Here is a 19,676-nt window from a genome sequence, read left to right on the forward strand (position 1 = left end):
CGCAAAGGGAGAGGTGACATGAAGGGGAAGACGCTTGCGCGCGTGCTCGTGCGCTCGACATCGGTTCTGGGGCTGACGGCGGGATTGCTGCTGGCCTCCCAGGGCCAGGCGCAGACGGCACCGGCCGATCCGCAACAAGGCACGCCCCAGGCCGATACCGGCAGCCAGACGCCCCCGCCGGGCGAGGCGAGCCCGACCAATCCCCAGCCTGAAACCAATTCGAGCGACATCGTCGTCACCGGCGTCCGCGCCTCGCTGGAGCGGTCGATCGCGATCAAGCGCGACTCCAACGGCGTCGTCGATGCGATCAGCGCGGAGGATATCGGCAAGTTCGCCAATACCAACCTGGCGGAATCGTTGCAGCGTATCACCGGCGTGTCGATCGACCGGCGCAACGGCGAAGGCTCGACCGTCACGGTGCGCGGCTTCGGCGCGCAATATAATCTCGTCACGCTCAACGGCCGCCAGCTGGCGACGTCCAATATCGTCGCGGTCGGCGGCGACCAGGGCGGCGACGGTGCGGGCGGCTTCGGGCGCTCGTTCGACTTCTCGAACCTCGCCTCGGAAGGGGTGAAGACGCTGGAGGTCTACAAGACGGGCCGCGCCGCAATCCCCTCGGGCGGCATCGGCGCGACGGTCAACGTGGTCAGCCGCCGTCCGCTCGACAATGCCGATACCGGGCTGGTCGGGTCGCTGGGCGTCAAGGGCAGCTATGACAACAGCTCGGCCGACTGCATCGACTGCGGCGCGCGCGTCACGCCCGAGGCGTCGGGCACGGTCAGTTGGTCGGACAGCGAGAAGCGCGTCGGCGTGTCGCTGTTCGGCAGCTATCAGAAGCGCAATTTCAGCTTTGCGAGCGTCGCGCCGGACAATTGGAATATCCGCTCGCTCAACGACTTCCTCAACCCGGCCAACGGCTTCGTCAACGGCGCGACCAAGATCAACAACCGCCCGACGGGCAACCCGCTGGTATCGGTGCCCAACGACTTCCGCTATCACTTCTCGGAGGCCAGCCGCGAGCGGATCAACGGCCAGGCGATCCTGCAATTCCGCCCGACCGACACGCTGACCTTCACCGCCGATGGTCTCTATGCCCAGCTGCGCCAGTCGGAACGCCGCTCGAGCCAGTCCAACTGGTTCAACCGGCCGTTCAGCGAGGTGACGTTCGACGACGCCAGGAACGGCGTCGCCACCACCCAGTTCCTGGCCGAGACGATCAACGGCGTGAAGGACGCGGCCTTCGAACAGGCGTACCGCGCGCAGAAGAACCGGCTGTACGATGTCGGCGGCAACATCGAATGGAAGCCGAGCGATCGGTTCACCCTGTCGGTCGACGGCCATATCGGCGAGGCGCAGAGCCTGCCCGACAATCCCAACGGCCAGACATCGACCACCGTCGCGATCAACGCGCCGGTCGTGACCGGCCACACGCTGCGCTGGACCGAAAACGGCTTCCCGCAGCAGACGCTGGCGATCAACGACGGCACCCAGAGCACGACCCCGACCGGCCAGCCCTTCATCAAGGGCAATAATAACGGCGTGCTGGACGTCGGCGATCTGGCAAGCGCGGTGCAGCGTCAATTCGCCTCGAACCAGACGCAGCGGATCCGCGAGCTGCGTGCCGATGCCGCCTGGGACTTCACCGATCAGATCCGGCTCGACGCAGGTGTCGATTACCGCACCACGACGACCCGCCAGACCCAGTTCAACACGCGCCAGGTGCTGGGCGACTGGGGCAACTCGCTGCCGCCCGACATCGCGCGACTGGCACCGGGGCAGGTTTTCCAGTTCTGCAATACCTGCAAGTTCGAGCATAACAATCCGAACGCCGACCCGAACACCCAGATCGCCTTCCGCACCCAGGATGCGACCAAGCTCTACAACACGCTGTTCAACTATTATTCCGGCGTGACGAACGACGGCGTCGACCATCGCAACAATATCGACGCGAACAGCGACAATTCGGTGCGCGAGAATATCTGGTCCGGCTATCTCCAGGGCAGTTGGAACGGGCAGGTGTTCGGCCGCAACGCCCAGATCGTGGCCGGCCTGCGCTATGAGAATACCAAGGTGCACGCCGTGTCGTTGCAGCCGGTGCCGCTGGCGATCGTGTGGACCGCGGACAATGACTTCGTGCTCCAGAACAGCACCGATCGCCAGGCGATCACGGCGCGGGGTTCGTACAACAACTGGCTGCCCGCCGTGGACGCCAAGATCGAGGTGATGGACAATCTGTTCGCGCGCGCGTCCTACAGCAAGACGATCTCGCGGGCGCCGTACGGCAACCTCTTCGCCTCGACGGGCGTCGGCGCGCCGGGGCGGCCGACCGCGATCGGCGGCATTGCGACGGGTTCGGCCAACAATACCGGCCTGCTGCCGCTGTCGTCGGACAATATCGACGTGTCGGTCGAATGGTATCCGCGCAAGGACGTCTTCCTGTCGGCAGGCTTCTTCGACAAGCGGGTGCATAATTTCATCGGCAACACGGTGGTGAACCGCAACCTGTTCGGGCTGCGCGACGCGACCTCGGGGCAAGCGGGCACGCGCTCGGGCACGGCGCGCGAGCAGCTGACCAACACGTTCGGCGCCGACATCACCGACGTCAACCTGTTCACCTATACCGCCCTGCTGCAACAGAATGCGGGCAATGTGGCGGCGGCGAACGCGCAGTTCGCGGCCAATTACAACACGCAGAGCCGCGCGCTGAACCAGGGCTTCGTCGACTCGATCCTGAGCCAGGTCGACATCAGCCCCAATGCCAGCGACCCGTTGTTCAATTTCGCGGTCAACACGCCGATCAACAATCGCGACGCGCATATCTATGGCGTCGAGCTGGCGGGTCAGTATTTCCTGGGTGAGACCGGCTTCGGCATCGCGGCCAGCTATACGCTCGTCCGGGGCAATATCGGCATCGACATCGCGGCGGACCCCAGCGTGAACACCTTCGCGCTGGTCGGCCTGTCGGATACCGCCAATGCCACGCTGATCTACGACAAGAACGGCATATCGATGCGCCTGTCGTACAATTGGCGCGACAAGTTCCTGAGCGACATCAACCGTGGCGGTGACCGCAACCCGGTCTTCACCGCGCCCTATGGCCAGCTCGACCTGTCGATGAGCTTCGACCTGACGCCGCGCTTCGCGCTCGGTTTCGAGGCGATCAACCTGACCGAGGAAGGCGTGCAGACCTATGGTCGCGACCGCATGAACACCTGGTATCTGGCCGAAGGCTCGGCACGCTATCTGGTCGGCGCGCGGTATCGCTTCTGATTTCGGAAACCCGGAAGGCCGCTGTCCCCTCTGCGGTCTTCCGGGTACATGGGGCGATCATGGCCGCACCTGTCCTGCTCAACAATATCGACCATCGCGACCTTCGCGTCGCGATGGGTCATCACGCGCGCTTCGGCGATGCGATCAACCAGACCCGCGTTTTTCCCGCCGAGTTCGAGGAGCTTCAGCGCGAATACGCCATATTGCTGCGCCGGGACGAGGCGGGTGCGCTGTATGCGACCATCCTCCTGGGCCTGGACCCGGATGAGAACCTGTTCCTGAAGGGTGACCGCTGGGACGCCCGCTACATTCCCGCGACCCGTGCGCGCGGGCCGTTTTCGATCGGTCACGACCCCGCCGGTGAACCGATGATCTTCATCGATCCCGAGCATCCCCGACTGGCCACGGACGGCATGCCCGTCTTTCGCGAACATGGCGGCAACGCGCCGCTGCTCGACCATGTCTCGGTCATGCTGCAACGCATTTATGAGGGCGTGCAGACCGAGCAGACCATGTACGAGGCCTGGGCGGCGCTCGACCTGCTGACGCCCGCCGTGCTGCAACTCGATCTGGACGAGGGGCGGCGATACAAGGTGCCGGACTGCCTGACGATCGATAGCGCGCGGCTGGCGGCGCTGGAGGGCGGGGCGCTTGGCGACCTTCATGCACAGGATTATCTGCGTCCGGCATTCTGGATCGCGTCCTCGCTGGGCAATCTGCGCCATCTGATCGATCGCAAGCTGGTCGGCGATGCGCATGGCTGATCGCCTGCCCGCCGCGCGTCACGCCCGCGAGATGACCGGCACGCGGCCCCCCGATCTCGCCGCGCTGGTCCAGCGGGACGAGCCGGTCATCCTGCGGGGCTATGCCGCCGACTGGCCGCTGGTCCGTGCGGGGCGGATTTCCGCGCACGCGGCCGCCGACTATCTCCTTCGCTTCGATCGCGGACGGCCGGTGACGGGCTATGTCGGCGACGCGGCGATCCGGGGGCGTTTCCATTATGACGAGACGGCCACCGCGCTGAACTTCAAGAGCCAGACGCTGCCGCTGCGCGATCTGCTGGCGCGGTTGCTCGACGGGGCGGACGGGGGAGGGGACGCGCCCGCGCTCTATATGGGGTCGACCGATCTCGACGCCTATCTGCCCGGCTTTCGCGACGAGAACGAACTTGTGCCGTCGGATGGCCTGTTCGCCCGCCATCCGCCGCTGGCCAGTATCTGGATCGGCAATCGCACCATCGCCTCGGCGCATTACGACATGGCGAACAATGCGGCGATCTGCGCGGTCGGTCGGCGTCGCTTCACCCTGTTCCAGCCCGACCAGATCGCCAACCTCTATCCCGGGCCGCTGGCCCCGACGCCGGGGGGGCAGGTCGTCAGCATGGTCGACTTCGCCCGGCCCGACCTCGATCGCTATCCCCGCTTCGCCGCCGCCATGGCCGAAGCCGTGGTGGCGGAACTCGAACCCGGCGACCTGCTGGTCTATCCGGCGCTGTGGTGGCACCATGTCGAGGCGCTGGAGGCGTTCAACGTCCTCGTCAATTACTGGTGGAACACCGCGCCTGCCTATCTGGACACGCCGATGGATACGGTGATGCACGCCATGTTGTCGCTGCGCGATCGGCCGGCGGCGGAAAAGCGGGCCTGGCGCGCGATCTTCGACCATTATGTCTTTGGCGATCCCGAAGCGGTCGTCGCGCATCTGCCCCCGGCGTCGCACGGCCCGCTCGCGCCGCTCGACGAGGCGATGGCGCGGCGGCTTCGCGCCTATCTTCTGCAAAGGTTGAACCGATGAGCGATCCCTGTCCGCCGACGCGGGTCGTCATCGCGGGGGGCGGGACCGCCGGGTGGCTGGCCGCCACCGCGCTCGTGCGGCAATTGGGGCCGCTCGTCCAAGTCGTCCTGGTCGAATCCGACGAGATCGGCACCGTCGGAGTGGGCGAGTCCACCATTCCCACCGCGCGCAGCTTCCATGCCTTTCTCGGCATCGACGAGGCGGCGTTCATGTGCGCCACCCAGGCGACCTTCAAGCTGGGCATCGGGTTCGAGAATTGGGGCCGGGTCGGCGACCGCTATTTCCACCCGTTCGGAACCGTGGGGCGGTCCGTGGCGATTGCCGATTTCCAGCATTTCTGGCTGGAGGCGCGGCGTCACGGGTTCGGCGGCGCCTATACCGACTATTCGCTGGAGGCGCGGGCGGCGGCGGCGGGCCGGTTCGGACGGGACGAGGCCGGGACCCTGGCCTATGCCTATCACCTCGATGCCACCGCCTATGCCCGCTTCCTGCGCGGTATCGCCGAACCCGCCGGGGTGCGCCGGGTCGAGGGCCGCATCGCCAGCATCGAGCGCCACGGCGAGGGCGGGGACATCGCCGCGCTGCATCTGGTATCGGGCGACCGGATCGAGGGGGACCTGTTCCTCGACTGCACCGGCTTTCGCGCGCTGCTGATCGAGGGTGCGCTGGAGACGGGTTTCGAGGACTGGAGCGAATGGCTCGCCTGCGACCGGGCGATCGCGGTCCAGACCGAGGCCGTCGCGGCTCCGGTTCCCTATACCCGCGCCATCGCGCACCGGGCGGGCTGGCGCTGGCGCATCCCGCTCCAGACGCGGGTGGGCAATGGCCTGGTCTATGCCTCGGCCCATATGAGCGAGGACGAGGCGACCGCCACCCTGATGGCGGGGATCGAGGGTATGCCGCTGTCCGAGCCGCGCGCCCTGCAATTCCGCGCCGGGATGCGTCGTCGGGCTTGGAGCCGCAACTGCGTGGCGCTGGGGCTTGCGGCGGGGTTCATCGAGCCGCTGGAGTCGACCAGCATCCACCTGGTCATGATCGCGGTGATGCGCCTGATCCAGGGCTTTCCCTTTCAGGGGCAGGACAGCGCGGCGCTGCGGACGCGGTTCAATGCCCAGTCGCGTCACGAATGGGAGCATATCCGCGACTTCATCATCCTGCATTACGCGCAGACGGAGCGGACGGACTCGCCATTCTGGCAGCGCTGCTCGACGATGCGCGTCCCCGAGACCCTCGTGGAACGGATCGCATTGTTCGCCGAAAGCGCGGGGGCGTGGCAGGGGCAGGACGATCTGTTCAGGATCGATTCCTGGGTTTCGGTGATGCTGGGGCAGGGACTTGTCCCGAAAGCCCATCACCGCATTCCCGGAATGCTGAGCCGTCAGGCGCTGAAGGATTCGTTCGACGGACTGGATCAACAGCTTTCACGGCAGTTGCAGCCGATCCCGGACCATCTTGCGTTTCTCAAGGGGTATTGTGGGGCGTCGGCTTGACGGCAGGTCGGGAATAAGGCGCGAGTTTTGCCCTGATCGTCCACTGTCCGACCTGCCCTTTCCGAAGTGGGGGCGTTGGAGGCCGCAGCCCCACCGACGGGATCGGCGACGGTGCCGTTGACCCGGAATTGATCGACAGAGCCGACACAATCCTGAGCGGTCGATTGGGACTATCGCAAATGCGTGTCGCTGGCCTATCGGGCGATCCCAATATGGTAACGCTTCGAATTCGGGCCGATCCGCTATGAGGAATGGGAAGGACGCTTCCGGCCCGCAGGCGTCGGCGAGCGCCGGTGCTCCTGGCGAGGGACATTCGCCGCCGACGATGGTCCGGCCTGTCCCGGTCCGATGACCTGGCTTGAGTCCATCGCCTTCGTCCTCGGGGTCGCGAACGTCACGCTCGTCGTGCGGCGCAGCCTGTGGAACTACCCCGTCGCGCTGGTGATGGTGTCGCTCTATGCGCTGCTGTTCTGGCGGGAGCGGCTGTACAGCGACGCCGCGTTGCAGCTCTTCTTCTTCGCGCTCAACCTCTATGGCTGGATCGTCTGGCGGCGCAGCGTCGCGCAGGCGGGCGAGGTGACGGTAGAGACGCTGTCGTTGCGCGCGCGTGGCCTGTCGCTGGCGGGGATCGCGATCGCCTCGCTCGGTTGGGGTGCCGCGATGGCGCACTGGACCGATGCGGCGATGCCCTTCTGGGATGCCTCCAATGCCGTTGCCAGCGTCGCGGCCCAGATATTGCTGGCGCAGCGGCGGCTGGAGAACTGGATTCTCTGGATCGTCGTCGATCTCTCCTCCATCGCGCTCTATGCGGTGAAGGGGCTGACGCTGACCGCCATCCTCTATGTCATCTTTCTGGGGCTGAGCCTGTGGGGCTATCGCGAATGGCGGGGGCGGGCGTGACGAGCATCTGCCTGCATGGCCCCGAAAGCACCGGCAAGTCGACCGTCGGCCCGCGCCTGGCCCGGGCATTGGGCGGATGTTATCTGGGCGAATATGGCCGCGACTATGCCGAGGCGCATGGCACCGACTTCACCATGGCCGATCTGGTGGCGATCGGGCAGGGGCATGATGCCCGGCTGGCCCGGGCGATGGCGGAGGGGCCATGGCCGGTCGTGACCGATACCGATCCGCTGATGACCGCCGTCTGGGCCGACATGCTGTTCGCCGCGCGCGATCCCTGGTTCGCGACGTGGAACCGGCTGTCCGACGTCTATCTTCTCTTCGCGCCCGATTTGCCCTGGGTCGAGGACGGCACCCGCCTGTTCGGCACGCGCGCGGCGCGGCAACGCTTCTTCGACCTGTCGCGTGCAGAGCTGGATCGGCGCGGGGTGGCGTACCGGTTGATCGAGGGGCAGGGCGAAAGCCGCTATGCAAATTGCATCGCCGCGCTAGAGCACTTTGGCATCCGCCCGCATCTTTGCTAACGGCGTCATCGAATAGCTTTTCAGGAAACCATTCCCCCCGTGTCCACGCCGCTCGACAAGATCCGCAACTTCTCCATCATCGCGCATATCGACCATGGCAAGTCGACGCTCGCCGATCGCCTGATCCAGTTCACCGGCGGCCTGACCGACCGCGAGATGAGCGAACAGGTTCTCGACAATATGGAGATCGAGAAGGAACGCGGCATCACCATCAAGGCGCAGACCGTGCGCCTGGCGTACAAGGCGCAGGACGGCGAGACCTATACGCTGAACCTGATGGACACGCCGGGCCATGTCGACTTCGCCTATGAGGTCAGCCGGTCGCTGGCGGCGTGCGAGGGCGCGCTGCTGGTCGTCGACGCCGCCCAGGGTGTCGAGGCGCAGACGCTGGCCAATGTCTATCAGTCGATCGAGCATGACCATGAGATCGTGCCCGTCATCAACAAGATCGACCTGCCCGCCGCCGAACCCGAAAAGGTCCGCGCCGAGATCGAGGATGTGATCGGCATCGACGCCTCGGGCGCGGTGCTGGCCAGCGCCAAGTCGGGCATCGGCATCGGCGACATCCTGGAAGCGATCGTCAAGAACATCCCCGCGCCCAAGGGCGACGCGACCGCGCCGCTCAAGGCGATGCTGGTCGACAGCTGGTACGACCCCTATCTGGGCGTCGTCATCCTGGTCCGCGTGATGGAAGGCACGCTGAAAAAGGGGCAGCAGATCAAGTTCATGCAGGCGGGCACCACCCACCTGATCGACCGCGTCGGCTGTTTCCGCCCCAAGATCGAGCAGCTGACCGAGCTGGGCGTCGGCGAGATCGGCTTCATCACCGCGCAGATCAAGGACGTGGCGCAGGCGCGCGTCGGCGACACGCTGACCGACGCCAAGAAGCCGACCGAACAGGCGCTGCCGGGCTTCAAGGAAGTCCAGCCGGTCGTGTTCTGCGGCCTGTTCCCGGTCGACGCCAACGACTTCGAGAAGCTGCGCGAGTCGATCAGCAAGCTGCGGCTGAACGACGCCTCGTTCAGCTTCGAGATGGAGACGTCGGCGGCACTCGGCTTCGGTTTCCGCTGCGGTTTCCTGGGGCTGCTGCATCTGGAGATCATCCAGGAGCGGCTGACCCGCGAATATGACCTCGACCTGATCACCACCGCGCCGTCGGTGGTCTATCAGATCGAACTGACCCATGGCGGCGGGCAAATCGACCTGCACAACCCGGCCGACATGCCCGATCCCAACAAGATCGAGTCGATCAGCGAGCCGTGGATCGAGGCGACCATCTATGTCCCCGACGAATATCTGGGTTCGATCCTGAAGCTGTGCCAGGACCGGCGCGGCATTCAGAAGAACCTGACCTATGTCGGCGGCCGCGCGCAGGCGACCTACGAATTGCCGCTCAACGAGGTCGTGTTCGATTTCTACGACCGGCTGAAGTCGTTGTCGAAGGGCTATGCCAGCTTCGACTATCACCAGATCGGCTATCGCGACGGCGACCTCGTCAAGATGTCGATCCTGGTCAATGAAGAGCCGGTCGACGCGCTGTCGATGATCGTGCACCGTGGCACCGCCGAGACGCGCGGGCGCGGCATGTGCGAGCGGCTGAAGGAACTGATCCCACGCCACCTGTTCAAGATCCCGATCCAGGCGGCGATCGGAGGCAAGGTGATCGCGCGCGAGACGATCAGCGCGATGCGCAAGGACGTGACCGCCAAATGCTATGGCGGCGACGCAACACGTAAGCGCAAGCTGCTGGAAAAGCAGAAAAAGGGTAAGGCGAAGATGCGCGAATACGGCTCGGTCAGCATCCCGCAGGAAGCCTTTATCGCGGCGCTGCGCATGGGCGACGAGGCGTAAGAACCCGGACCGGCCGGACGCGTGGCTGTTTAAAGCCGAGCGCCCGGCCGGGTCGGTAGCTCATGCACCGTCATCGGCATGGCGGCGAAATCCTTAGGGACGACCGCGTGAGCCCATTGGGACAGATGCCTTTGTGCTCCATCGGTCGCCTTGCGGTCCCGTACGAACAGGTCGAGTTGAGGTAGGCTCTCGCACGGCTTGGGACCCCTGCCGCAGTGATAGCTTATGACAGCAATCGCATGTATCTCACCTTGTGGACCGAGTAGGATCGCACCCTTTTCATCGCAGGAATGAACGCGGCAGGCGGTGAAGAGGTGGCTGCCATCCGGTAAATCCCGGCGGGCGTCGGGCGGTCCGCCCAGAACAGCTTCGACTTGATCGATCAGGCGGCCACTATGGTAGAGTAGGCTGATGCGCTTGTGGCCATCTATCCCCAAAAACTGAGCCAATGCCTGCTGGAAGTCCGGACGCCAAGATAGGGGGTTGACCGTATCACAGCCTGTTAGCCGCCGAAGCGAACACGGCTTCACGGCGACATTCGCAGACGGTGTAGCCAAAGCGATCGCCGACATTAAAGCCGCAAGCATCACGACAATCCCCCCGAGAACACCGATCGAGAACACCGATCCATCGCATGGCGGACGGCAGTTCGCCAATGGGCTTTCGGAAAGACGTGCAGTACAAGCGGGGCGGCCGCCCAAGGAGTAAAGCGGCCGCCCTTCAGTGTATCAGAACGCGATCTTGATCGTGCCGCGATAGGACTGGTTCTCGACGTCCCGGCGCTCGAAGGTCGTGTCGGCGCCCAGCGACAGCTGGACCCGACCCGCGACATAGGACACGCCCATGCTCGCCTCGCCCCAGTTCTTGTCCTGGCCCGGCAGTGCGAACAGCGCGGAGGGGCCGATGCCGCCCGCGAAATTCGCCCCGAACACGCCCGGCCGATCCTGGAAGTCATGGACATAATAGGCCGAGGCATAGGGACGGAACGGCCCATCCGAACTGAGCATCAGCCCGGCACGCCCCTGCACGCTGTTATAATCCTGGCGATCATAGCGCAGGGCGGGGCCGCCGCCCGTCTCGGCCGTGGGGGTGAAGCCCAGATGGCTGACCCGCGCGGCGATACGCGGGCCGATCTTCAGGCCGCCGAAGCTATAGGTCTTGGCCAGCCCGACCTCGCTCGACAGGGCAAGCGCATTGTCGCGCGACCGCAGGTCATAGGCGACCCCCGCCAGCGAGACGTTGCGCTGCGTCCGCGCCTGGAACACGCCTGCGCTGAACTGGCTGTCCAGCGAGACGCCGCCCAGCTCGGTCTTGCCGTACAGCGTACCCTGATACAGGTCACCGCGCGCATATTGCCCGAACGAGGTGTTGCCGGTCGTCTTGGTATAGGAAAAGCCGAAGCCGATGATGCTCGCCTCGTCCACCTCGGTCTCGATGCCGGTCGCGACATAGAAGCCGTCGAACCGGTCGCGGACGTTCGAGCTGGTCGTCTGCGGCAGGGCGCGGGACCGGCCGTCGAGATAGCCGCCCGCCAGGAACACCGCGACATTTTCGGGCAGGACATTCTCGCGCATCGACACGCCGCCGCTGTCGGTCGCCATCTGCGCCTGGGTGCCCGCCAGATTGCTCATCGCAAGGCTGGCGACCTGCACCGGCTGGCCGACCATGGTCAGCGTGCCGCCAAGACCCTCGCGCGGGGACAGGGTGGCGAGGTGCTCGCGATAGAAGCGCGCCGTGTTGTCGAGCGCCATCGTGCCCTGCGCGCGCTTCAGCGCCTCGGTCGAGGGGACGAGTCCCTCCAACGAGGTGCGGATCGACGCGGCGGAGGCCAGGTCGAGCGTGCCGTACAGGCTCGACAGATTGGCCTGGTTGCTGCGATTCTGGTCGAGCAGCCGGGCATAGGCGGTCTGGTACGGCGTGGCGTTGACGACATTGGCATAGGAGCCCGCGACGATCCGCGCGGTGATCGCATTGGCCGAATAGGCCAGCGTCGGCGTCAGGATGGCGCTCAGCGCGGCTGGGCTGTTGAACTGGCCGCTGATCCCGCCGGTCGCGGTGGCGATGGTGTAGACGTCGCCCGCGCGGATCACCTGCCCGCTGACCGGTGCGAAGCCGACCGATCCGCCCACGTTCAGCTGCCCGCCGCTGCCATTGTTGGCGACGACGGCGATCTTGTCCGACGTGCCGCTGGGCCCGACATCGATCAGCAACTGCGTGCCCGAGGCCAGGATGACGTTGCCGCCGAAGGTCAGCGTGCCGATCGTGCCGGTGGTGCCCGGCGCGATCATGCCCGACACGCTGGTGAAGAAGCGGCTGTTGATCCGCCCCGTGCCCTGAAGCCCGCCCGCGAGCATCAGATAGTCGCCGCCCGCATTGATCGTGCCGCTATTGGCGACCATGCCCGCCAGATGGTTGAACTCGGCCACCGTGGACAGGGTGCCGCCGCTCGCCACGGTCAGCCGCGCCTCCGATCCGTTCAGCGTGAAGCGATCGACCGTCGCCGAGGAGCTCAGCGTCGTATTGCCCGCCGCCGACAGGGTGACGTCGTAATAGCGCGCCGCGACCGTCCGGCTGGGGTCGACATTGTTCGGCACGAAATTGGTCGCGCCCGGCAGGCCGTTGGCGATGGTCGCGGCCGGAAGCGCCGCCGCCGTCGCGCTGCCCGAGGCCTGGGCTTCGTCGGTGGCGGTCCGGCTGGTCTCGGTCAGGATGGCCTTGCCCGCCGCATTGGCCTCGCCCGTGCCGGTCTGTCCGGTGCCGTCGGCATCCTGCCGCGTGACCGCGCCGGTCTTGACATTATAGCATTCGACGCCGTCACAAATGTCGCCGAACTTGTTGGTCGGATCGTTCGCGAGGCCGAGGCCGGGCGAGGTGGGAACGCCATTCGTCAGCTGGCCGTTCTGGATGATCTGATAGGCCGGGTCGGTCGTCGTCACCCAGTGCGTGCCATCCTCCCAGGCGCCGTCGCCGGCCTTGGCGGCGGCATAGCGATAGGGATTGTTGGCGGCGATATAGTCCCAGAAGAGGTAGAGCGGTTGGTAGAAGGACGAGGTGCCGTAGCTGGACGAAGCCTGCGCGTTGTAAAAGCGGCTGCCGCCCGACAGCACGCCGATCACGACCTGTCGCGCAAAGGTGCGATCGAGGATCAGCGGCCCGCCCGAATCGCCGCCCGCCGTCGTGCCTTCGTTGGGCAGTGCCTTGTCGCGGAACAGGTTGAAGTCGAACCGGCTGGCCGACGACGTGCCGCGACGGGGATCGTCGAAGTCGATCTGATAGAGATTCTGCGGCAGGTTCGCGCCCTGGCCGAACAGCCACAGATTGCGGTCGTCGAGCGAGCCCAGCATGCCGATATAGTTTTCCGCGACACGACGGCGGAAATCGATGCCGTTGGTGTCGCCCTGGTTGCCGACGCCGCTGCGGCCATAGCCGGTGACGGTCACGTGATAGCCGGTGCCGCTGTCATTGCTGATCGACGCGGGCGCGGGCAGGGCGGAGAACAGCAGCGCCCAGGTCGGAATGCCGGTCGCGGGCGTATCGAGCGTGGCGAGCGCGACGTCGCCTTCCAGGAAGCCGGTCCGCTGCGACGCGGGATTCCAGCTGACCTGATTGACATTATAGAGCGCGTTGGCGGCCTTGGTCTTGAACTGGTCGGAATTGGCGCGACCGCCCAGCGTGTCGAGCAGCCATTCGCGCACGCCGGTCAGATTGTCGGTCTTGAACCCGAACGAGATCGGCGTGCCGCCGCGCGCCGTGCCATAATCGGCGGCGGCGCGGGTGTTGACGCAATGCGCGGCGAAGATGACGGTGCGCGGGTTGATCAGCGTGCCGGTGCACAGGCTGAGGCTGCCGCCACCTGCGGAGACGAACATCTGTCCGACCCCGTTGACGCCCCCGGCATTGTCGATCGCGCTGGTCGTGGTGCCCGGCTGGGAGATCACGATCTGCGGCTCGTCGGTGACGCGCAGGCCCGGTACGGCCTCGATCGCGTTGGCGGCGCTGGCATAGTCCTGCGCGATCTGCGGGCGCGGTGTCTCGGCCGAGCTTTGCGCCTGTGCGGCGGCGGGCAGCGCCAGCAGCGCGCTCGAAGTCATCAGCGCGCGGCGAAGCCGGTCTGTGGCGGGCAGAGTGAGTCCCTGCATCATCATTATCATTCCCCTGTAGTCCGGCGTCGTCCTTACGCCGCTCCGATAACGGAGTTATTCGGGAAGATGGTGCGATACAATGACAAATGTCTGAAATGACGACATTTTGTTGTCAAGTTCGACGCGTAATTGCCGCGCCAACATAACAAAGGAAAGAACATGTCGAGCCGACGAAAGAAGCTGTGTCTGGTAGCGTGCAAAGTCTTGCCGTTCATTGCGTCATTGGGCGCGGTGCCCGCTGCGGCGCAGGAACGCGCGCCCTTGATACTGGCGGCCGCCAGTCTTCAGGAGTCGATGACCGCCGCCGCCGATGCCTGGGCCAGGCGGGGGCATGTCCGTCCCGTCATCTCCTTCGCGGCCTCCTCGGCGCTGGCGCGGCAGGTCCAGGCGGGGGGCAAGGCCGACCTGTTCGCCTCCGCCGACGAGGAATGGATGGACGTGCTGGAACGCGACGGCCTGCTCGCCGCGCGGACCCGGAGCGCCTTTCTGCGCAATCGGCTGGTGGTGATCGCCCCGGCCGGGCAGGGCGGTCATGTGACGACGCGCACGCTCGGCCGGACGCTGTCCGCCGGGCCGCTCGCCATGGCGGACACCGACAGCGTGCCTGCGGGCAAATATGGCAAGGCCGCGTTGGAGCGGCTAGGAGCCTGGTCCATGGTGGCCCCGCATGTCGTCCGTGCCGAGAATGTCCGTGCCGCGCTGGCGCTCGTCGAGCGTGGCGCGGCCCCCTATGGCATCGTCTATGCCACCGATGCCAGGGCAGCACCGCGTGTCCGCGTGGCCGGGATGTTCCCGGCGGCCAGCCATCCGCCCATCACCTATCCGCTCGCGCGGCTGAAATCCTCGACCAATCGGCAGGCCGAGGGGTTCCGGCGCTTCCTGCTGTCGGCCGAGGGCAAGGCGATCTTCCGACGCTACGGCTTTTCGACGCAATGACGGCATGATGCTGTCGGCCGAGGAATGGGGGATCGTCCGGCTGTCGCTGCTGGTCGGGGGATCGGCGATGCTGGTCACGGTGCCGGTCGCCTTCGTCATCGCCTGGGCGCTGGCGCGGGGGCGGTTTCCGGGGCGGGTGCTGCTCGACGGGTTCGTGCACCTACCGCTGGTGGTGCCGCCGGTGGTGACGGGCTGGGTGCTGCTGCTGGCCTTCGGCCCCGCCGGGCCGATCGGGTCGCGGCTGGCGGCGTGGTTCGGGGTGAGCGTGCTGTTCCGCTGGACCGGCGCGGCGATCGCGGCGGGGGTGATGGCGCTGCCGCTGGTGGTGCGCGCCATCCGCCTGTCGATCGAGGCGGTCGATCCCCGGCTGGAACAGGCCGCGCGGACGCTGGGGGCGGGGCGGTGGCGGGTCTTCGCGACCATCACCCTGCCGCTGTGCGCGCCGGGCGTGCTGGCGGGGCTGGTGCTGGGCTTTGCGCGCTCGATCGGCGAGTTCGGCGCCACCATCACCTTCGTCTCCAACGTGCCCGGCGAGACCGCGACGCTGCCGCTCGCCATCTACTCCGCGCTGCAACGCCCCGACGGCGAGGCGATGGTCTGGCGTCTGGCGGGGGTGTCGGTCGCGCTGTCGCTGGTCGCGCTGATCGCGTCCGAATGGCTGGCGCGGCGGATGGGCCGGGGGCTGCATGTCCTTTGATATCGACGTCTCGATCCGGCGCGGGGAGAGCGTCATCGCGGCGCGCTTCGCCACCGGGGCCGGCGCGACCGTGTTGTTCGGGCCATCGGGGGTCGGCAAGACCAGCATCCTGCAGATGGTCGCCGGACTGTTGCGGCCCGAAAGCGGCTTTGTCCGCGTCGATGGCGAGACATTGTTCGACGGCGCGGCGCGGATCGACCTGCCGCCCGAGCGGCGGCGGATCGGCTATGTCTTTCAAGAGCCCCGGCTGTTCCCGCATATGCGGGTCGCGGCTAATCTGCGCTATGGCATGCGGCAGGGCGATGGCGACCGGGATGGGGTGGTCGCGATGCTGGGCATCGGCCATCTGCTCGATCGCTGGCCGCGCACCCTGTCGGGTGGCGAGGCGCGGCGCGTGGCGATCGGGCGGGCGCTGCTCAGCGGGCCGCGCGTCCTGCTGCTCGACGAGCCGCTATCCTCGCTCGACCGGGGGCGGCGGGGCGAGATACTGGATGCGCTGGTGGCGGTGCGGGACTCGACCGGTATCCCGATCCTGATGGTGACGCACGACCCGGACGAGGCTGAGCGCATCGCCACCGCCATCGTCCGGCTATAGCGTCCGCGTCAGAACAGGGTGGTCAACAACACGCCGCCGACGATCGCGATGCCCGCCAGGATCTGACGCAGTTTCAGCGTCTCCCGGAACAGGCGATGTCCGGCCATGGCGGCGATCGGCGCTTCGATGATGCCCAGCGCGCGGACCGGGGCCGCCGGGGACAGGGCCAGCGCGACGAACCATCCCGCCGAGGCGCAGGCCCCGCACAGCCCCGCGCCCAGCGAGGGCCGCCAGCGGCGCAGCACCTCCGCCAGCACCGCCGGATCGCGCCACGCCAGATAGAGGCCGAGCGCGACCGTCTGCATCGCCTGCACCACCGCGACGCACACCAGTGCGGCGAAGATCGGATGCACCGGGTCGAGCGCCAGCGCGGCATGGCGAAAGGCGTTGAGCGAAAAGCCGAAGAACAGCCCCGACGCCAGGCCCAGCGCCGCTCCGATCAGCGACCCGCGCCGCTGGTCGGGCGCGGGCCAGGACAAGGCGACCAGCCCGGCGGTCGTGATCGCGACCCCGGCCCAGGCGATGCCGCTGATCCGGTCATGATAGACGATCAGGCCGAGCAGCGCGGCGAGCGGCAAGGAGCTTTGCTGGAGCGCGGTGCCCACCGCGAACCCGGCGCGGTCCATGGCGGCGAGCAGCGCGGCGGTGGCCAGCACCTGCGACGCGGCCCCGACCATGGCCGACAGCCAGAAGGCGCCGCCCCAATGCAGGTCGACGCCCGGCATCACGCTGTGCGCCACCGCGACGAACAGCAACGAGAAGGGCAGCCCGAACAGGAAACGCACCAGCGTCGCGCCCCAGGGCCCGGAGGAAGACATGACGCCGCGTTGCAGCGCGTTGCGGCCGACCTGGAAGACCGAGGCGGCGATGGTGGCGGGGATCCAGAGCAAGTTGGCCATGAACCGCTCCTACGCCGTCATGTTGCGACTGCGAAGGGGTTTGTCGCCCGGCCCGCGCGGAACGCGGGCGGGGGCGGTGTCGTTGATAGGCATCATGATGGTTATCGGATGCCTGTCGCTGATCATCCTGCCGCTGCTCGGCTTCGTGATCGGCGGCTATTATGGTGGTGTCGCCATCGGCATCTGGGCGGCACTGGCGGGCCTCGGCCTGGCGATCCTGGCCTGTGTCGTCCCGATCGTGGCGCTGATGAAGGCGCGGCCGTCACGGTAAGGATCACCCGGCCGGAATGCCAAAAGGGCGGCCCGTTGCCGGACCGCCCCTTCGTGCCGTGGCAAGTCCCCGGATGGCATGGGCCATCCAGGGCAGTCGCCATTAGCGCTTCGAGAACTGGAAGCTGCGACGCGCCTTCGCGCGGCCATACTTCTTACGCTCGACGGCGCGGCTGTCGCGGGTCAGGAAGCCAGCGGCCTTGACCGGAGCACGCAGAACCGGCTCGTACTTGGTCAGCGCCTGGCTGATGCCGTGCTTGACCGCACCGGCCTGGCCCGACAGACCACCGCCCTTGACGGTGCAGACGACGTCATACTGACCTTCGCGCTCGGTGATGCCGAACACCTGGTTGATGACGAGACGCAGCGTCGGACGCGCGAAATAGACTTCCTGGTCACGACCGTTGATCGTGATCTTGCCCGAACCCGGCTTCAGCCAGACGCGAGCGACGGCGTCCTTACGACGGCCGGTCGCATAGGCGCGGCCGAACTTGTCCAGTTCCTGCTGACGCAGCGGGGTGGTGTTGACGCGCTCGACGGGAGCGGCGGGGGCTTCACCGGCGACGGCGGCGGGCTGCGCCGAAGCGGCGGCGGCCTGCTGGTTCAGCGTGGCGCCGAGATCGGCGAGCGACTGGCGGTTGTCGGACATTATGCGCCCACCTTGTTCTTGCGGTTCATGCTCGCGATGTCGAGCACTTCGGGGTTCTGCGCGGCGTGCGGATGCTCGGTGCCGGCGAAGATGCGCAGGTTGCGCATCTGCTGGCGGCCCAGCGGACCACGGGGGATCATGCGCTCGACGGCCTTTTCCAGGACGCGCTCGGGGAAGCGGCCTTCCAGGACCTTGGCGGCGGTGATGCCCTTGATACCACCGGCGTAACCGGTGTGCTTGTAGTACACCTTCTGGCCCAGCTTGTTGCCGGTGAAGCGCACCTTGTCCGCGTTGATGACGATGACATTGTCACCGCAATCGACGTGCGGGGTGAAGGACGGCTTGTGCTTGCCGCGCAGGATGTTCGCGATGATGGTGGCGGCGCGGCCGACAACCAGGCCGTCGGCGTCGACGATATGCCACTTCTTCTCCACCTCGTGCGGCTTGGCCGCCTTGGTGGTCTTCATAAGCGCCTTCATGGGCGTGAGACCTTTCGGTTTGAAATGCAACACGCCGCCCTTTGTCTCGGGCGGCGCGGACGAGTGGCCAATGCTGGAGGTGGCCCAAAAAGTCAAGCAAAGCGCGGCTTTGCTGACGGGTATTATGATACCTTGAGGGCGCCGGGGTGGCTGCCTAGCCGGTGCGCGGCGGCGGTCGCGGCGATCAGCAGCAGCGCGGCATTGGCCTGATGCGCCACCGCGATGTCAATCTGGACGCCCGACAGCAGCGTGGCGATTCCCAGCCCGATCTGGACGACGACCAGCACGATCACCAGCCAGCCCGCGCGAAGGGCACCGGCACGGATGGCGCGCGCCGCCATCAGCACGAGCATCGCCGCCGCCGCAAAGGCGAACCAGCGATGGATGAACTGGACGACGACCGGATTGTCGAAGGCGTTGGCGATGGCGGGCGTCGTCATCGGCGTGCCTGCGGGGAACCAGGCATCGCCCATCAGCGGCCAGCTGGAAAAGGCATAGCCCGCATCCAGCCCGGCGGTCAGCGCGCCGAACATCAGCTGCACGAACAGCAGGACGAGCGCGCCCGCACCCAGCGCCGTCAGCCGCGCCGGAGCCGCCAGCCGGTTGCGATGAAGGGCCGCCAGATCGAGCGCGGTCCAGACGATCCCCGCCAGGATGAAAAAGGCAATCAGCAGATGGACGGTCAACCGGATATGGCTGACATCGGTCCGCTCGACCAGGCCCGACGCGACCATCCACCATCCGATCGCGCCCTGCAGCCCGCCCAGCGCCAGCAGCGCGACCAGGCGCGGCTTGTACCCGGCCGGGATCGCCTTCCTCGCCCAGAACCAGATCAGCGGCAGGGCAAAGGCCATGCCGATCACCCGAGCCAGCACGCGGTGCAGATACTCCCAGAAGAAGATCGCCTTGAACCCGGCCAGCGTCATGTCGCGGTTGAAGGTCCAATATTCGGGGATGCGCTTGTAATTGGCGAACTCCGCCTGCCACTGCGCCTCGGTCAGCGGGGGGACGATGCCGGTGATCGGCTTCCATTCGGTGATCGACAGCCCGCTATTGGTCAGGCGGGTGATGCCGCCCACGATCACCATCGTCACGATCAGCCCCGCCACGGCGAACAGCCAGCGGGCAATGGTGCGGGGGCGGGCGGTGATCATGAAGGCGGGGCTCGGCTGCAACATAA

Annotated in this window: 16 protein-coding genes; 11 read left to right on the forward strand and 5 right to left on the reverse strand. The window is 66.6% G+C overall.

Annotation, left to right across the window (positions count from 1 at the left end; all coding sequences use genetic code 11):
• Window positions 1-18: 18 nt before the first annotated feature.
• The 7 genes from ABIC44_RS02995 to lepA all read left to right on the forward strand — a co-directional run bounded on the left by ABIC44_RS02995 (window position 19) and on the right by lepA (window position 9,829).
• Window positions 19-3,270, forward strand: a complete 3,252-nt coding sequence (locus ABIC44_RS02995) for a TonB-dependent receptor (protein ID WP_354293531.1) — start codon at window positions 19-21, stop codon at window positions 3,268-3,270.
• A 59-nt stretch (window positions 3,271-3,329) separates the two neighbouring features.
• Entirely contained in the window at window positions 3,330-4,034 is a 705-nt protein-coding gene (locus ABIC44_RS03000; RefSeq protein ID WP_354293532.1) for a SapC family protein, read from the forward strand.
• A complete protein-coding gene (locus ABIC44_RS03005; RefSeq protein WP_354293533.1) occupies window positions 4,027-5,064 on the forward strand; it encodes a cupin-like domain-containing protein in 1,038 nt (345 codons plus the stop codon). Before ABIC44_RS03000 ends, ABIC44_RS03005 begins: the two co-directional genes overlap by 8 nt.
• Window positions 5,061-6,554, forward strand: coding sequence for a tryptophan halogenase family protein (locus ABIC44_RS03010; RefSeq protein WP_354293534.1), 1,494 nt, complete (start codon window positions 5,061-5,063; stop codon window positions 6,552-6,554). The genes ABIC44_RS03005 and ABIC44_RS03010 overlap by 4 nt, the downstream gene beginning before the upstream one ends.
• A 348-nt stretch (window positions 6,555-6,902) precedes the next feature.
• Window positions 6,903-7,454 (forward strand): nicotinamide riboside transporter PnuC, encoded by a 552-nt coding sequence (gene pnuC / locus ABIC44_RS03015; RefSeq protein WP_354293535.1) that lies wholly within the window; start codon window positions 6,903-6,905, stop codon window positions 7,452-7,454.
• Window positions 7,451-7,978 carry an AAA family ATPase gene (locus tag ABIC44_RS03020; protein ID WP_354293536.1) on the forward strand — a complete coding sequence of 176 codons (528 nt, stop codon included), beginning with the start codon at window positions 7,451-7,453 and terminating at the stop codon, window positions 7,976-7,978. The genes pnuC and ABIC44_RS03020 overlap by 4 nt, the downstream gene beginning before the upstream one ends.
• Before the next feature lie 39 nt (window positions 7,979-8,017).
• Window positions 8,018-9,829 (forward strand): translation elongation factor 4, encoded by a 1,812-nt coding sequence (gene lepA / locus ABIC44_RS03025; RefSeq protein WP_354293537.1) that lies wholly within the window; start codon window positions 8,018-8,020, stop codon window positions 9,827-9,829.
• A 728-nt stretch (window positions 9,830-10,557) separates the two neighbouring features.
• Here lepA and ABIC44_RS03030 read toward each other — a convergent pair.
• Window positions 10,558-13,974, reverse strand: a complete 3,417-nt coding sequence (locus tag ABIC44_RS03030) for an autotransporter domain-containing protein (RefSeq protein ID WP_354293538.1) — start codon at window positions 13,972-13,974, stop codon at window positions 10,558-10,560.
• A gap of 156 nt (window positions 13,975-14,130) precedes the next feature.
• Between ABIC44_RS03030 and modA the strand changes: the two genes are divergently transcribed.
• The 3 genes from modA to ABIC44_RS03045 are packed head-to-tail and all read left to right on the forward strand — an operon-like array spanning window position 14,131 to window position 16,199.
• The gene (modA, locus tag ABIC44_RS03035) at window positions 14,131-14,907 is read left to right on the forward strand and encodes a molybdate ABC transporter substrate-binding protein (RefSeq protein WP_354293539.1); all 777 of its coding nucleotides are present in this window, start codon (window positions 14,131-14,133) and stop codon (window positions 14,905-14,907) included.
• A 7-nt stretch (window positions 14,908-14,914) separates the two neighbouring features.
• Window positions 14,915-15,604, forward strand: a complete 690-nt coding sequence (gene modB / locus ABIC44_RS03040) for a molybdate ABC transporter permease subunit (RefSeq protein WP_354293696.1) — start codon at window positions 14,915-14,917, stop codon at window positions 15,602-15,604.
• Complete coding sequence (locus tag ABIC44_RS03045) at window positions 15,594-16,199, forward strand: ATP-binding cassette domain-containing protein (protein WP_354293541.1); 606 nt, start codon at window positions 15,594-15,596, stop codon at window positions 16,197-16,199. The genes modB and ABIC44_RS03045 overlap by 11 nt, the downstream gene beginning before the upstream one ends.
• Before the next feature lie 8 nt (window positions 16,200-16,207).
• Here ABIC44_RS03045 and ABIC44_RS03050 read toward each other — a convergent pair whose 3' ends face one another.
• Complete coding sequence (locus tag ABIC44_RS03050) at window positions 16,208-17,098, reverse strand: DMT family transporter (RefSeq protein WP_354293542.1); 891 nt, start codon at window positions 17,096-17,098, stop codon at window positions 16,208-16,210.
• Between the two features lie 94 nt (window positions 17,099-17,192).
• On the opposite strand from ABIC44_RS03050, the gene ABIC44_RS03055 reads away from it, so the two are divergent.
• Entirely contained in the window at window positions 17,193-17,369 is a 177-nt protein-coding gene (locus tag ABIC44_RS03055) for a hypothetical protein (RefSeq protein ID WP_354293543.1), read from the forward strand.
• A 102-nt stretch (window positions 17,370-17,471) separates the two neighbouring features.
• Here the strand turns inward: ABIC44_RS03055 and rpsI are convergent, their stop codons facing one another.
• The 3 genes from rpsI to ABIC44_RS03070 all read right to left on the reverse strand — a co-directional run bounded on the left by rpsI (window position 17,472) and on the right by ABIC44_RS03070 (window position 19,674).
• On the reverse strand, window positions 17,472-18,017 hold the full coding sequence (gene rpsI, locus ABIC44_RS03060; RefSeq protein WP_309694698.1) for a 30S ribosomal protein S9: 546 nt from the start codon (window positions 18,015-18,017) through the stop codon (window positions 17,472-17,474).
• Window positions 18,017-18,496, reverse strand: a complete 480-nt coding sequence (gene rplM, locus ABIC44_RS03065; protein ID WP_037568175.1) for a 50S ribosomal protein L13 — start codon at window positions 18,494-18,496, stop codon at window positions 18,017-18,019. The genes rpsI and rplM overlap by 1 nt, the downstream gene beginning before the upstream one ends.
• Window positions 18,497-18,618: 122 nt before the next feature.
• Window positions 18,619-19,674, reverse strand: a complete 1,056-nt coding sequence (locus tag ABIC44_RS03070) for a COX15/CtaA family protein (protein ID WP_354293545.1) — start codon at window positions 19,672-19,674, stop codon at window positions 18,619-18,621.
• Window positions 19,675-19,676: the final 2 nt, after the last annotated feature.

This window comes from Sphingomonas sp. 1185, assembly GCF_040544655.1.
Taxonomy (GTDB): domain Bacteria; phylum Pseudomonadota; class Alphaproteobacteria; order Sphingomonadales; family Sphingomonadaceae; genus Sphingomonas.